The sequence below is a fragment of the Lysinibacillus sp. BSL11 genome (genome assembly GCF_052928325.1).
In genome coordinates this window covers 218,971-232,583 of record NZ_JAVGCX010000003.1, presented here as the reverse complement: position 1 = coordinate 232,583, position 13,613 = coordinate 218,971, and the positions used below count along the sequence as shown (strand labels likewise).

Sequence of the window (13,613 nt, the reverse complement as noted above, 5' to 3'; positions counted from 1 at the left end):
TTTGAACAAATAAAAAGGATGTTATGCTGAAAATTAGCATAAACATCCTTTTATTACTTTAGTACGTCCACTACATATGTAGGTTGGCATTCTTTTTCGAGGACAGTCTTTGTAGGCGTCACCCCAGTATTCACATGAATGGTGTCACAGCCAAAACGAATACCACACATAATGTCCGTATCATAATTATCACCGATCATTACCATGTCTTCTTTCGCAATCCCATGCTCGGTAGCAATTACTTCCAGCATGGCTGGCGATGGCTTACCAATATAGATTGGTTCAACATCTGCAACTTCTCCTACCAAGCGTGCAAAAGAACCATTGCCTGGTAAGAACCCATATTCTGTTGGGAATTTAATATCCTGATTCGTGGCAATAAAGGTTGCTCCTTGCTGAACAAAAACCGTTGCCCTAGCTAGTGCCATATAATCAAGCGTACGATCAATCCCCATAACAAATACATCGGGCTCATCCTCAACAGGCACAATATTTTCATTGAGTAGTGCCTGACGAATACCATCTGTACCCATCATGGCTACTTTCTTGCTTGGAAAATGTAAGGCCACATACTTTGCTGTGACCAATGCACTTGAATAAATATGCTCTAATGGCGCGTTCACACCAATAGACAGTAAAGCTTCTTGCAGTTGTTCTCGCGTCTTCGAAGAATTATTCGTTACATAGAATGGCTCAATTCCTGCTTGCTGTAAACGATGAATAAAAGCTACCGCAGAAGGAATACCTTCCTTCCCACGGTAGACAGTTCCATCTAAATCAAAGCAATAGGCCTTATATTGTTTCATTGATGATCCTCTGGCAAAAATGCTGAAACAGGTCCTAATTCATTTGTTAAATAATTATGAACTGCTGGCGAGAACTGCTTTAAAGCTGTTAGATTAGCTGTTAGTACATGGATAACCTCTTGGATATCTACCTCTATAAACTCACGCACAAGCATTTTACGTAAGCCAACAACTGCTTTGTATGGTGCTTCCAAATCAGCAGCTACAACTTTTTCATCGACTAAAATATCAATAATATCCTCGTAGCTTCCTGGATCGCGCATAATGAAACCGTCAATCATTAAATTTCCTACATCCATCATTGACTCCATAATGTTGTGTCCAATTCGCTCGATAGCTAATTTCTTTATATCATTCTGAAGCCAGTTATCCTCTGTTTCCAAAATAGTTAATAGCCCATCTAAGTACTGTAAATTTTTTGTGATTTTATTACGATCTACAAAATACACAAGGAAAGCCTCCATTCAAATCTTTAAAAGTTGATAGTCTTTTCTCTTCTATAGTACCATAACTATAGGATTGGAAGGAGATTAAAAGATGGAACGTTTTTTTTTATATGATGATGTAGAAGATACGAAAACAAGATTTGTTAGTTTTGCTGGACAAAAGCTACGTTATGATTTAGCTATATTACAATCTGGCCGCTTCTTTGGAAAAGTGCTTGTCATGGATATCCAGTTCGGTCGCTTTGCTATTATTGGTCCTGATGATGTAGAAGAGCCTGGTTACTTAGAACATGTGTACAATCGCACAGAGGAAGAAACAATCGAATTACGGGAATACTTGCGTGAATTATTGAACTAACACCCAATTTATTGGGTGTTTTTTTATATTATATAAAAAAATTTCGCTAGCCATGGGCGATTGCGAAATCTTTTTACGTATTGTTATTTATTTAAAGTGGATGGATTATCTTTATTATGGGGCTTGTCTTTATTTTCATTATCATTTTGTTTTTTCGCTTGCTGATTTTGACCAATCACAGCTAAATCGTCTACACTAATATCAAAACCATACCCATATTCCTCTCGATCTAATGGCTTTTTATTGCGTTTTTCTTTTGCCAACATCATCACCTCCATTCATAAATTATCCCTTTTTTAATGATTTATACTTCCTTTTTCTCAATACGTTTAAGCTGTTGCATCTTTAATAATCCACTGGGCAGCGCTTATTAAATCTGGAAAGACAGCATCTGCTAATGAATCTTGTTCTCCTAAGAAAACACCCTTTGTTCCTGCCCGTTTTCCTGCAATAATATCCGTATCTGTATCGCCTACCATATAGGATTTTGATAAATCAATGTTATATTTCTTTCCTAAATCCACAATTAATTTGCTATTGGGCTTTCGGCAGGCACAACCTGACTTAGGTTTGTGCGGACAATAAACGACTTCATGGATCGTTGCCCCTTTTTTCTTTAGCTCCTTCACCATATGTTCATGTATTTTCTGTAAGCCACTTTCCTTCATGAAGCCTAATCCAACCCCACCTTGATTTGTCACGACAAACACATAATCAAAATGCTTATTTAGCTTTCTGATTGCCTCAGGCACTTGCGGTAAAAAGTATAAATCCTTAGGCTTATTCACAAACTTCACACGTTTTGTTAGTACTTCATTGATAACACCATCACGATCTAAAAATACGGCTCTTTTCATTTACAACACACCTTCGATAAGCTGTTTTGTGCTTTAGTTTTCCCTAATTACACAAAAGCTAACAATGATGAAAAAAAACCTGATGCCTATCACATCAGGTTTTTGTATAAGAATTTATTCTGCTAAAGGTTCATGGTCTGTTGGCTTTGTTACTTCACTTATATCCACTACTTCTGGCTGTTTCATAACTTTCCCCAGTTTACGTAATACGAAATAAGCACAACCAAAATTACAGTATTCGTATAGATAATCTTGAAGCGTACTTATTTTTGTATCAAAAGTGGATTTTTGATTTTTGTCATCAAAAAAGCCCTTTAAACGTAACTGGTTATAGCCCCAATCACCTACAATATAATCGTATCTGGCTAAGATATCTGAGTATCTTTCATGAAAAACTTCCTCCTGAAAGGCCTCGCGATAATCCTCTATTAGTTCATATTCTAATCCTTCAACTATGATCAAAGTGACACCACCCTTTTCGTTCAGCCTTGACGTTTACACTTCCGCTTGTAATTGACGTTCTTTCGTTGCAGCATTTACTTGTTCGTCTGCATGATAACTACTACGTACAAGTGGGCCAGCCTCACAATGCTTAAAGCCTTTCTCCATGGCAATCTTACGCAGTTTACCAAATTCTATTGGTGAATAGTATTTTTTAACTGGTAAATGCTTTTTCGTTGGCTGTAAATATTGACCGATCGTCATAATATCAACATTATTTGCACGTAAATCGTCCATGACTTCTAAAATTTCTTCATGTGTCTCGCCTAATCCAATCATTAGTGATGATTTCGTTGGTATTTCAGGCTGCATCTCTTTAGCTAAACGCAGGAACTCTAAAGAGCGTTCGTATTTTGCACGAGCGCGCACTCTAGGTGTTAAACGGCGTACTGTTTCAATATTATGATTTAAAATGTCTGGTTTTGCATCCATTAACATTTGAAGGTTCTCCTTCATCCCACCTAAATCTGATGGCAATACCTCTACAGATGTAAAAGGACTTTTACGACGAATTGCACGTACTGTTTCTGCTAAAACTTGCGCTCCACCATCCTTTAAATCGTCACGTGCTACCATTGTAATAACAACGTGCTTTAAATTCATAATGGCTACTGAATCTGCAACGCGCTCTGGTTCTGCCAAATCTAGTTCATTTGGTAAACCTGTTTTCACTGCACAGAAACGACAAGCACGTGTACAAACGGAACCAAGAATCATCATGGTAGCAGTACGTCTCTCTCCCCAGCATTCATGGATGTTTGGACAACGAGCTTCTTCACATACTGTATGCAGATTTTTCTCACGCATCAGCTTTTTAAGCCCTTTATATTCATCATTCGTGTTTAGTTTTATTTTTAGCCAGTCTGGTTTTCTTACATGTTCTTCTTTACTTGTAGGTTTACAAGATGTCATACGAATATCGCCCCTATCAAAAATATACATTTTTTAATATTAACTATCTTCACTGTTGTCAATGTAACATATTAAAGGCACTCCAACAACTATCACAACAAACATTTCTATTTATAAGGGACAGGTATTTCTATGGACGGTTGGGGCGCGTCACTACTATTGGTATAAATGTTTGGAACTGGTCCCCTTGTTAGACCCATCGCTACAGGTATATCTTGCGCAACGGTAGAAGACTTACTAGCGAATGGAACAATAATCTGAACATTTACCTCTAAATGAATACCTACCTCCACATAAGCACTATTGATTCCAAATTCTTGAATAGAGGATGTCACATTACTATGAACATTCCCAATCACATGGAAGCGGATCGGGATCTTGGGCCCCAAATTTCCAAGCAAAGGAATATTGGCTGCTTGACCAAGCGGTACAAAAAAGACAATGCCATCACCATCTTGGATCCTGTTAATATCATATTCAACATTATCTAATTCAGGTAAATGGGATAGCTCTCCTTGTTCAGCTTGCTCCAAATACATTTTAACAAGCTCTAATGTCTCTGCTCGAACACGATTAATGATTTCTGTATTAAACTTAGTGGTCATCATTTCAGACGTACCTGGAGGAATATCTTCAATGATATCATTTACATCTAATACATTAGAGGTACGTGAATTAATGGCTTTACTCACAACATATGAGGCAATCTTCGTAGTTTGTACTTCTGCATATTGCAAATAGGTTGGCATGAGCCGTTCATTTAAATAATAAATAAATAATATAAGGCAAACAACCATACTAACAATTAAAATCGTTAATTTATTAAGACGCATTCCCCTTCTACCATATGAGCGTAATTTCATTCTTTTTCGAGGGAAAAACAAAAAAATCTCCTCCTGTTCCATAACGTATGAACAGGAGGAGTAATTTATTCTACTTTTGCGGGAACCACATAATCCGTCTCAACATTTTCAACTATTACCTCAGGATAATCCACTAAATTAATTTCATATGTAGCTGCAAGCAATTGATCTTGTTCTTCAAAAATACGAATCCATGGTAATGCCGCATCCAACGTGTTTTGTCTAGATACAATCCCACGGCGTCCATCTGATAATTTTAAAATAACACCATTTGGATAATGAACGACAGCTCTTTTTAAAGCTTTTACAATTCGAGCATCATAAAGAGTACCCGAGCCAGCTTCAACAATAGCTAGTCCTTGTGAAGGAAGCATCTTTTCCCGGTATACACGATTCGTCGTCACCGCATCAAAAACATCTGCAACGCCAATTATCTTGGCAAATGGATGAATTTCAAAGTCAACAAGTCCTCTTGGATAGCCACTTCCATCAATACGTTCATGGTGTTGGAAAGCACAGTGCGCCACAAGCAGAGAGATTGAATGTAAATTCCGCAATAAATCAAAACCGTAACGAGCATGCATCTTCATCATTTCAAACTCATCATTCGTTAAACGTCCTGGCTTTGTTAAAATATCTTTCGGTACCATTAGTTTACCGACATCGTGTAATAATGCACCGATCCCGATCAAACGTAAATCCTCAGCAGAGTAACCAAGTTCTTTGGCAATGGCAATAGAATACAATGTCACTTGAAAAGAGTGTTGATATAAATATTCATCAAATAAATAAGCATCTGTTAAAATGGTTAGAATTTCATTATTTCCAGTAACTGCAGAAAGTAATTCATCTACAATCGAAACAATTGTCTTTGATTGCTGATCTAATATATAAGAAGCATTTACTGGATTCAAACCATCAATGGATTGGAACGAATCCTTTATAGTTTTGATGACTTTATTTCGCATAGCAGGTGGAACGGTCTCTTCTACTTCTATACCCTCAGAAATCTCATCGTCAATATATAAATAATGTGTATTTAACTGTTGAAGTCTTTGAATAATACGGTCATTAATGACAACATCTTTCTTTAAAAGCGGATGACCTGCCTCATTCCAAATGGTTCTTCCTAATACCATTCCTTCTTTTAATACATCGATTGAAATTAATCGCATGACTTCTTCCCCATTCCATTCTTTAAACTCTCTCTATTGTTTAAAGAATCTTTGACCATAATCTATCATAATGTTTCGTAAAAATTCAGGTAAAATATATTGTTTTTTTGCATATTTAAAACTTGGATAAAAATAACCAAATGTAAACAGATCCAATGTGACCAGTTTATAAATGTGATTTTGATCGGCTAGCTTACCATTAATTAATAATTGTCGATTTTCATTCATGGAAAATCCATATGTCAATATTTTCCCAAAAATGACGCCTCTAAACCCTAATCCTTTTAGTTCGATATAGGGCCATTCTTCATTTTTGGATTGCATATAAATTTCTTTCATTTCAGCAACGGATAATTCAATTGTACATAAATTAATGGGATGTGGGAAAATTCGGTGCAAATCTAAGGCAGTCACTATTCCCTTAGGAAGACCATCTAAAAATATCCCTGCATTGAATAATGCACAGTCGGCACCACTTTTCTCCAAAATTGCATGTGCAAATAAATCAGATAGCTGTGAATAATGGAACCATTCCTTGTTGTAGGCTTTCTTTGTTGTAAAAACTGGAGTATCCAAAATTCTGTTACCCTCATCCTCCAAAAACTGCACCATGTTTTGTTCATTCTTAACAATTGGCAAATCCTTATTATGAATTAAAGTATCCTTTTTTTCAACAATTTTCCTCAATTTTTTATCATATTCTATGATAAGATGTCCAGTATATTGGCCAAACTTACCTCCACCTGTCAGTAAAACCCCATTAACCACTTTGCCCTCTGGTAGGACATGATGCGTATGAGAGCCGAATATAACATCAATTTCTGGACACTCGTCCGCTAAGAGCTCATCCTCTGTAATGCCTAAATGGGATAAGCATACAACAATGTCTACTTCTTCACGTAGTTGATGCGCTAAACGTAGCAATGTACTACAAGCGTCGTCCATATGCCAATTTAATTCTTCATAATATACTTCAAACATGGCCGTGGCTGCAATGACACCCAGCTTCGTACCCGTTGCTGTTGTTAATATTACATAGGGTTTCATCCATGCTGGCTTCTTCCCATGTGAGGCATATACATTTGCCACAACAACATCAAAATTAGCATTGTCATACAAGTGAAAGAGTTCTTCATGAGATAATGTAATGCCTTCATTGTTGCCGATTGTCACCACATCGTAACCTGCTTCATTGAGCAATCGCACATTGCCTTTCCCAACTGTTGCTTCTGTATAAATGTTGGAACGATCTAAATGATCTCCAACATCAAACAAATAGCTTGTTTCCCCGATATTCGCCAGATTATTTCTTTTCTCTTTCACATAGCTTTGCATTCGTGGCCAATACTTAAAATGACTATGCAAATCATTTGTGTGAAAAATATGGATTTTTTCAAGCATTAAAGCCACCTCACTTCAAATTAAGCTAATATGCCTTCTATAATAGATCGAATTCCTAATAATAATAGAATAATCCTTAAAGCTAGTACAAGTGTATCGGATTTAATCTTTTTATTTAACGCAGCACCTAGCTTTGCACCCAAGTAAGCACCTGGGATCACTGGGATTGTATAGAGCCAAGGGACATGTCCTAACGCAATATGGCTTGCGGAATTAACGATGGACGTTAAAAACACCATAAACATCGATGTTGCCACCGCGACATGTGGTGGGAATAAGAATAAAATAATCATTGCTGGCACAATCATGGAGCCGCCACCTATTCCAAATAACCCGGAAGCAAAGCCAATACCAAATGTTAATGTAATGGCAAACCAAATGGGATAGCCATATACATAGGTTTTTCCCTCAGAGTCAGTAAATTCTTGCTGCATACCATTTTTTACAAACCATTTTACAGGCTTCAGTTTGTCACGCACAAGCAAAATAATCGATAAAATAATAAGTAAAATACCAAAATATAAATTGAAGGATGGTAAATCTAACCCTTTATTGACCCATGCGCCAAGAATCGTTCCAGGGATACTTCCAATAAAGAATATAAAACCACTTTTATAATCCACCGTTTTCGATTTCATATAGCTTAGTGTGGAGGCAAGTCCCGTGAAAATCATCATCACAACTGATAAACCGACTACTTTTTGTGGTGTAATATCTGGGATCATTCCTAAATTTAAGCCGATGTATAATGTTGCTGGTACTAATACTACACCACCACCTAGCCCAACTAATGAGCCAATTAGACCAGCTAGCAATGCAATGATGACTAATAAAATAAACTCCATTATAGTTCCCCTTCAAACATGTTTAATTGTTTAGGTGCCAACCCGACATCGTTAATATTCAACATACCTTGTAGCTCCTTTGCGTTTTTCGCTGCATGATTACCTGAATTATTATTAAATAAAACGAAGAGTTCATTGACCTCTGTTTCAAGCTTTTTCATGCTATCCCCAAGCTGATGTAATTCTTCTTTATTATAATCATATAAGAAGCGAACTTTACGCCAATTTTCTGCATTTCCTGTGTTCCGCCATCCATGTATATTGCGACCATGGAGACGAATCAACGCTTTATTTGCAGTCACTACAGGATAGAAAGGAACAGATCCTACACCAGCCTGTGGTTCATCACAAATCGTATGGATAAATTGTTGTTCTCGTAAGAAATCTATCGTTTGCTTGACAACATTTTCCGCATACCATGTTTGATTTCGAAACTCAATCGCTACTTCAAAATCCTTTAACTGTTGTCGGATATACAATAAATATTGCACATTTTTTCCTTGGCAATCAAACCATGGTGGAAATTGTGCTAATACCATGGCTAGCTTTCCATAACGTTTAAATTCATTGGCACATTCAATAAATGCATTGAACATATCATTTTTGGATTCAAAGGGAATCTCTCCACGTAAATGCCCCGTCATGCCTTGGTAAGCTTTCACAACAAAACGGAAGTTTTCAGGTGTATCCTCACACCATTTGCGAACATGCTCTTTGGCTGGTACAGCATAAAAAGAAGTATCTACTTCAACCGTTAAAAAATGACCTGTGTAATCAAATAATTTATCCTTTGAAGTAGTCACTCCACTATAAAGTGAAGGGTGATCGCCCCAACCAGTTAATCCTACTACAATCATGTGACATCCTCCTCTATGTACATAATCATAGCACACAGTATGTCACTACAAATAAACATCATGTAAAAAATATACCTTCTTTTGTCTAAACTAATAGCAGATTGAGCATCTACTTAATTTTGCAAAAGAAAAAGCATGCGTCCATATTCCATTGAACTCATGCTACTTTAACAGGCTACATTTATTTCACAAGATTTTGCTGAATCGCCTCTAAAAACTTAATCCGGCTGTATGCAGGGCCGCCTTCCATTAATGGATCTAGTACATTAACAAATACTTGGTCATTTTTAAATGCAGTAATATTTTGGATGATTGGATTCTTTTTAAAGTCTTCTAAAGCATTCGGCGCGTCCGCATTTTCATCTGTTGAAAACTGCACAAATAAATAATCAGGATTCATATCTGCAAGTTGCTCAACAGAAATGGCCTCTTGAGATTTAGCTTTAGCAACTTCATCAGGTACTGCTAAACCAAGCTCTCCATAAAGAACTGCATTTAAAAATACTTCTTTTGGATAAACATACGCTTGTCCGCCACGAATACGAATAGCCGCCACTTTTTGATCTTGTAGTTTTTCAGTTAACGTGGATTTAGCAGCTTCAATATCAGCTTTATATGTAGATAATATCTTCTCAGCATCTGCTTGCTTACCAGTTAGTTCAGCTAGTAAATTCAAATTAGATTCCCAGTTCGTCGAAATATGTGAAACCAAAATTGTAGGTGCAATTTTCTCTAATTTACTTTGTACCTCTTCTGGGAACTTTGTGGACCCTAAAATGACATCTGGATTTAATTCTAATATTTTTTCAAAGTTTGGTTTAATCTTCTCGCCAATAGATTCTGCTTTGTCTGTTACAGAAGCATATAGCTCAGGGAACTTGCCACCAATAGCAATAGCTCCAACTGGGTGAACATCCAGCACAACCATATCCTCCATTGCTTCCATAGCTCCTGTTACAACAATTCTTTCCACTTTTTCTGGCACTTCATAGCTTTCACCAAGATATTCAATCGTTCTCGTGCCATTTTCATTTGTTGATTCTTCTTTTGTTTGTGTCACTTCTTCTTTTGGTGTACCAGTGGAAGATTCCTCTTCTAATGCCTTCTTCTCTCCACATGCGGCGAGAATGAGCGTAAATAATGCTATGAAACTAATAAATAAAAATTTCTTTTTCATTTACCGATTCTCCTTTGAATGATGATTGTTATGATGATTAACTATCTCATCTTGCTTATTGAAGTACTGCACATCTTCTAGATTTACCATCCCCCTTTTCAATTGATATTGATTCTCATTATCATTTTAGTATGTAATCTTAAATAAATCCAGTACTATTTCGATATATTATAATTATCCACTTTCTTTCACGACGTAAAAACACAAAAAACCCCTAGTCACAATTTAACTTTATCGTCTGTCTCTCGTTGGGACACACTCGATGGGACATAAGGTAAAATGCGATAAATACGAGCCCCTTTATTACCGTTTAATCTCATTCTTGGTACTTTTTCTATGATGCCTAATTTCTCTAACTTTTAACGCTACGATAAACTGTCTTTGTGCTGATCTCCAATGCTGCAGCAATAGTGGCAGCTTTCAAATGACAGGCTCCTGGATGTATCCAAAGGATGCGTTAGAAAAAATCATGATTACATTGGATGTAAAGAACTTAGGTGACTTACTGCAGCATATAGACAAGGACACAGATAACTAATATTGGTTGTCTGTTTTTTTATGTACTTTCACCAATAAATTCCCTAAAATGTAATTATGGAGGGAGGAATGTATAATGAAAAAATTACTATACATAGGGTCATTATCAGTATTATTACTTGCTGCATGCGGTGATGAAAACATTGCTACAATAACCCCAGACGAATTTAAAAAGTTGGAACAAGGTATGAGTTTAGATGAAGTAGAAGAAATAGTAGGTGGCAAATCAAAAAATCCAGAAGCAAAAGAAAATGAAGACTTACGATTGTTTTTAGACTATGACGGAGAAAATGGGATAGATAAAGAATCTTCCGTATCACTTGTTTTTAAAGATGGAAAATTAGAGACACTTATTGAAACTGGCTTATTAGAACCCAAAAAAGAATTAACTAAAGAAGAAAAAGAGAAAATTGATGAAAACATTGCCCAAATAATTAGTAAAGTTTCAACAGAAGAAGTCGAAAAAATCATTACTGATAAACTAGGAAAAAATAATAACTCGCAGAAAAAAGTAATAGAAAAAGTAGAAGCAACCGATAGTGGTTTAAATCTAACTTTAAATGCTTCGGATAATTTCACATTAGATATGATGAAACGTGGTATGTGGATGGATTCTATAAAAATTTTAGAACCACTTTCAAAAGTTGATAATATTAAACAAATAAATGTCGATTGGCAGCTACCTCTTATTGACAATTACGGTAAAGAGAAAGATTCCGCAGTAATGAAGTTTAGTATAGATAAAGCAACACTAGATAAAATAAATTGGGATAATTTTTTAACAGAAAGCTTCCCAGATGTAGTTACTAATTATAATGAACACCCAGCTTTAAATGAAAAATAGGTATAGGCCGCTCAACTGAGTGGCTTTTTTTTATATGTATTATTGGCAATATTTCTATAAAATAAGATTACAAATATCTGTAAGGGGTGCATGACATGGATACAATAGCAGAAACAATTAAATTCACTGGCTTTGGTAAGAAGAAAGCAATGGCTAAACAAATTCAAATGAAAATAATGGTAATATCATTTTTCAAAACTATCTTGGAAATTATTTAACACCTTCTACGGTTCGAGAAAGTATAGAGAAGTATTGTAAAAAAGCTGGTGTAGATTATAAAGGTACTCATTGTTTCAGACACACACATACAGTGTTGCTTTTAAAATCGGGGGGCTAGTATAAAATTTGTTTCTAACCGATTAGGGCATAAAACAATTAAAACAACTTCTGATACTTACTTAGATATTTCTGAGAAAATAGAAGAAGACGAACTAAAAAAGTTCGCCTCCTACACAAATGATAAAATCTGAATCGGCACGTTTTCGGCACGGCAGATTTTCATTGTTTTTCTAACGCCTCTAAAATCCTTATATATCAAGCATTTCAGGTGTATTACCCGATACTGCCTTCCATCTCGAATTTAATCAGACGGTTCATTTCTACTGCGTATTCCATTGGTAGTTCTTTTGTGAATGGCTCGATGAAGCCCATTACGATCATTTCTGTTGCTTCTTCTTCGGAAATTCCGCGAGACATTAAATAGAATAATTGTTCTTCAGATACTTTTGAAACTTTTGCTTCGTGCTCTAAAGATACATTATCATTAAAGATCTCGTTATAAGGAATTGTATCAGAAGTCGATTGATTATCCATAATCAGCGTATCACATTCGATGTTAGCACGTGCACCACTTGCTTTAGGACCGAAACGAACTTGTCCCATATACGTTACCTTACCACCTTGTTTAGCAATCGATTTAGAAACGATTGTTGAAGATGTGTTTGGTGCCATATGGATCATTTTAGCGCCAGCATGTTGGTGTTGTCCTTTACCTGCTAATGCAATCGATAATGTCATACCACGAGCACCTTCACCTTTTAGGATACATGCTGGGTATTTCATTGTTAATTTAGAACCGATGTTACCATCAATCCATTCCATTGTACCGTTTTCTTCTACAACTGTACGTTTCGTTACAAGATTGTAAACATTGTTCGCCCAGTTTTGAATTGTTGTATAACGGCAATATGCATCTTTACGAACAACAATTTCTACAACTGCTGAGTGTAAAGAGTTTGTTGTGTAAACAGGAGCTGTACAACCTTCAACATAGTGTACGTGAGCGCCTTCATCTACAATAATAAGTGTACGTTCGAATTGACCCATATTTTCTGAGTTAATACGGAAGTAAGCTTGTAACGGTGTTTCTACTTTAACACCTGGTGGCACATAAATAAACGATCCACCTGACCATACTGCTGAGTTTAAAGCAGCAAATTTATTGTCTGTGTAAGGAATCACTTTGCCCCAATATTGTTTGAAAATATCTTCGTTTTCACGTAGAGCAGAGTCAGTATCTTTGAACACAATACCAAGATCTTCAAGGTCTTTTTTCATGTTGTGATAAACTACCTCAGACTCATATTGTGCAGATACACCTGCAAGATATTTTTGTTCAGCTTCTGGGATACCTAATTTATCAAAAGTTGCTTTGATTTCATCAGGTACTTCATCCCATGATTTTTGAGTAGCTTCTGATGGTTTTACATAGTACGTAATTTCATCAAAATCTAAATCTCCAAGATCGCCACCCCATTGTGGCATCGGTTTTGTATAAAATGTTTCAAGAGCTTTTAAACGGTATTCTAGCATCCATTCTGGCTCTTGTTTCATATTTGAAATTTCACGGACGATTTCTTCAGTTAAACCGCGTTTTGAACGGAAAATTGATACGTCCTTGTCATGGAAACCGTATTTGTAATCGCCGATATCAGGCATTTTTTTAGCCATCGTTTCTCCTCCGTTCATTGAGATGTATTTTTCTAGGTAATCATCCCTTGCTTTGAGTGAAGCCATAGTAGCTTTCACTCAAGA

The 13,613-nt window shown here is 36.2% G+C and carries 16 protein-coding genes; 3 read left to right on the top strand and 13 right to left on the bottom strand.

The features are described 5' to 3' along the window. Positions 1 to 53 precede the first annotated feature (53 nt). Both RCJ95_RS05395 and RCJ95_RS05390 read right to left on the bottom strand, forming a co-directional pair. On the bottom strand, positions 54 to 806 hold the full coding sequence (locus RCJ95_RS05395) for a TIGR01457 family HAD-type hydrolase (RefSeq protein WP_048394415.1): 753 nt from the start codon (positions 804 to 806) through the stop codon (positions 54 to 56). Beyond that, complete coding sequence (locus RCJ95_RS05390) at positions 803 to 1,255, bottom strand: DUF86 domain-containing protein (RefSeq protein ID WP_009371987.1); 453 nt, start codon at positions 1,253 to 1,255, stop codon at positions 803 to 805. Before RCJ95_RS05390 ends, RCJ95_RS05395 begins: the two co-directional genes overlap by 4 nt. A gap of 88 nt (positions 1,256 to 1,343) precedes the next feature. Between RCJ95_RS05390 and RCJ95_RS05385 the strand changes: the two genes are divergently transcribed. Continuing rightward, the gene (locus RCJ95_RS05385) at positions 1,344 to 1,610 is read left to right on the top strand and encodes a DUF3055 domain-containing protein (RefSeq protein ID WP_009371988.1); all 267 of its coding nucleotides are present in this window, start codon (positions 1,344 to 1,346) and stop codon (positions 1,608 to 1,610) included. 83 nt (positions 1,611 to 1,693) lie between these two features. Here RCJ95_RS05385 and RCJ95_RS05380 read toward each other — a convergent pair whose 3' ends face one another. The 10 genes from RCJ95_RS05380 to RCJ95_RS05335 all read right to left on the bottom strand — a co-directional run bounded on the left by RCJ95_RS05380 (position 1,694) and on the right by RCJ95_RS05335 (position 10,198). Then, the gene (locus RCJ95_RS05380) at positions 1,694 to 1,888 is read right to left on the bottom strand and encodes a hypothetical protein (protein WP_175400780.1); all 195 of its coding nucleotides are present in this window, start codon (positions 1,886 to 1,888) and stop codon (positions 1,694 to 1,696) included. 51 nt (positions 1,889 to 1,939) lie between these two features. Next, a complete protein-coding gene (locus tag RCJ95_RS05375; RefSeq protein ID WP_446722000.1) occupies positions 1,940 to 2,467 on the bottom strand; it encodes a D-glycero-alpha-D-manno-heptose-1,7-bisphosphate 7-phosphatase in 528 nt (175 codons plus the stop codon). A 114-nt stretch (positions 2,468 to 2,581) separates the two neighbouring features. Further along, the gene (locus RCJ95_RS05370) at positions 2,582 to 2,929 is read right to left on the bottom strand and encodes a YutD family protein (protein ID WP_446721999.1); all 348 of its coding nucleotides are present in this window, start codon (positions 2,927 to 2,929) and stop codon (positions 2,582 to 2,584) included. 33 nt (positions 2,930 to 2,962) lie between these two features. Further along, positions 2,963 to 3,880, bottom strand: a complete 918-nt coding sequence (lipA, locus tag RCJ95_RS05365; protein WP_004228269.1) for a lipoyl synthase — start codon at positions 3,878 to 3,880, stop codon at positions 2,963 to 2,965. A 107-nt stretch (positions 3,881 to 3,987) separates the two neighbouring features. Next, positions 3,988 to 4,785, bottom strand: a complete 798-nt coding sequence (gene yunB, locus RCJ95_RS05360) for a sporulation protein YunB (protein WP_048394406.1) — start codon at positions 4,783 to 4,785, stop codon at positions 3,988 to 3,990. 23 nt (positions 4,786 to 4,808) lie between these two features. Continuing rightward, positions 4,809 to 5,918 carry an HD-GYP domain-containing protein gene (locus RCJ95_RS05355; RefSeq protein ID WP_446721998.1) on the bottom strand — a complete coding sequence of 370 codons (1,110 nt, stop codon included), beginning with the start codon at positions 5,916 to 5,918 and terminating at the stop codon, positions 4,809 to 4,811. 33 nt (positions 5,919 to 5,951) lie between these two features. Continuing rightward, positions 5,952 to 7,319 carry a bifunctional metallophosphatase/5'-nucleotidase gene (locus RCJ95_RS05350; protein ID WP_446721997.1) on the bottom strand — a complete coding sequence of 456 codons (1,368 nt, stop codon included), beginning with the start codon at positions 7,317 to 7,319 and terminating at the stop codon, positions 5,952 to 5,954. Between the two features lie 20 nt (positions 7,320 to 7,339). After that, on the bottom strand, positions 7,340 to 8,164 hold the full coding sequence (locus tag RCJ95_RS05345; protein WP_004228257.1) for a sulfite exporter TauE/SafE family protein: 825 nt from the start codon (positions 8,162 to 8,164) through the stop codon (positions 7,340 to 7,342). Then, positions 8,164 to 9,021 carry a DUF72 domain-containing protein gene (locus RCJ95_RS05340; RefSeq protein WP_446721996.1) on the bottom strand — a complete coding sequence of 286 codons (858 nt, stop codon included), beginning with the start codon at positions 9,019 to 9,021 and terminating at the stop codon, positions 8,164 to 8,166. Before RCJ95_RS05340 ends, RCJ95_RS05345 begins: the two co-directional genes overlap by 1 nt. 181 nt (positions 9,022 to 9,202) lie before the next feature. Then, positions 9,203 to 10,198 carry an ABC transporter substrate-binding protein gene (locus tag RCJ95_RS05335; RefSeq protein WP_446721995.1) on the bottom strand — a complete coding sequence of 332 codons (996 nt, stop codon included), beginning with the start codon at positions 10,196 to 10,198 and terminating at the stop codon, positions 9,203 to 9,205. Positions 10,199 to 10,811: 613 nt separating this feature from the next. Between RCJ95_RS05335 and RCJ95_RS05330 the strand changes: the two genes are divergently transcribed. Then, on the top strand, positions 10,812 to 11,579 hold the full coding sequence (locus RCJ95_RS05330; RefSeq protein ID WP_347723743.1) for a hypothetical protein: 768 nt from the start codon (positions 10,812 to 10,814) through the stop codon (positions 11,577 to 11,579). A gap of 95 nt (positions 11,580 to 11,674) precedes the next feature. Then, positions 11,675 to 11,797, top strand: coding sequence for a hypothetical protein (locus RCJ95_RS05325; protein ID WP_255409625.1), 123 nt, complete (start codon positions 11,675 to 11,677; stop codon positions 11,795 to 11,797). Between the two features lie 334 nt (positions 11,798 to 12,131). Here the strand turns inward: RCJ95_RS05325 and sufB are convergent, their stop codons facing one another. Continuing rightward, the gene (gene sufB / locus RCJ95_RS05320; RefSeq protein WP_016993620.1) at positions 12,132 to 13,529 is read right to left on the bottom strand and encodes a Fe-S cluster assembly protein SufB; all 1,398 of its coding nucleotides are present in this window, start codon (positions 13,527 to 13,529) and stop codon (positions 12,132 to 12,134) included. Between the last annotated feature and the right edge of the window lie 84 nt (positions 13,530 to 13,613).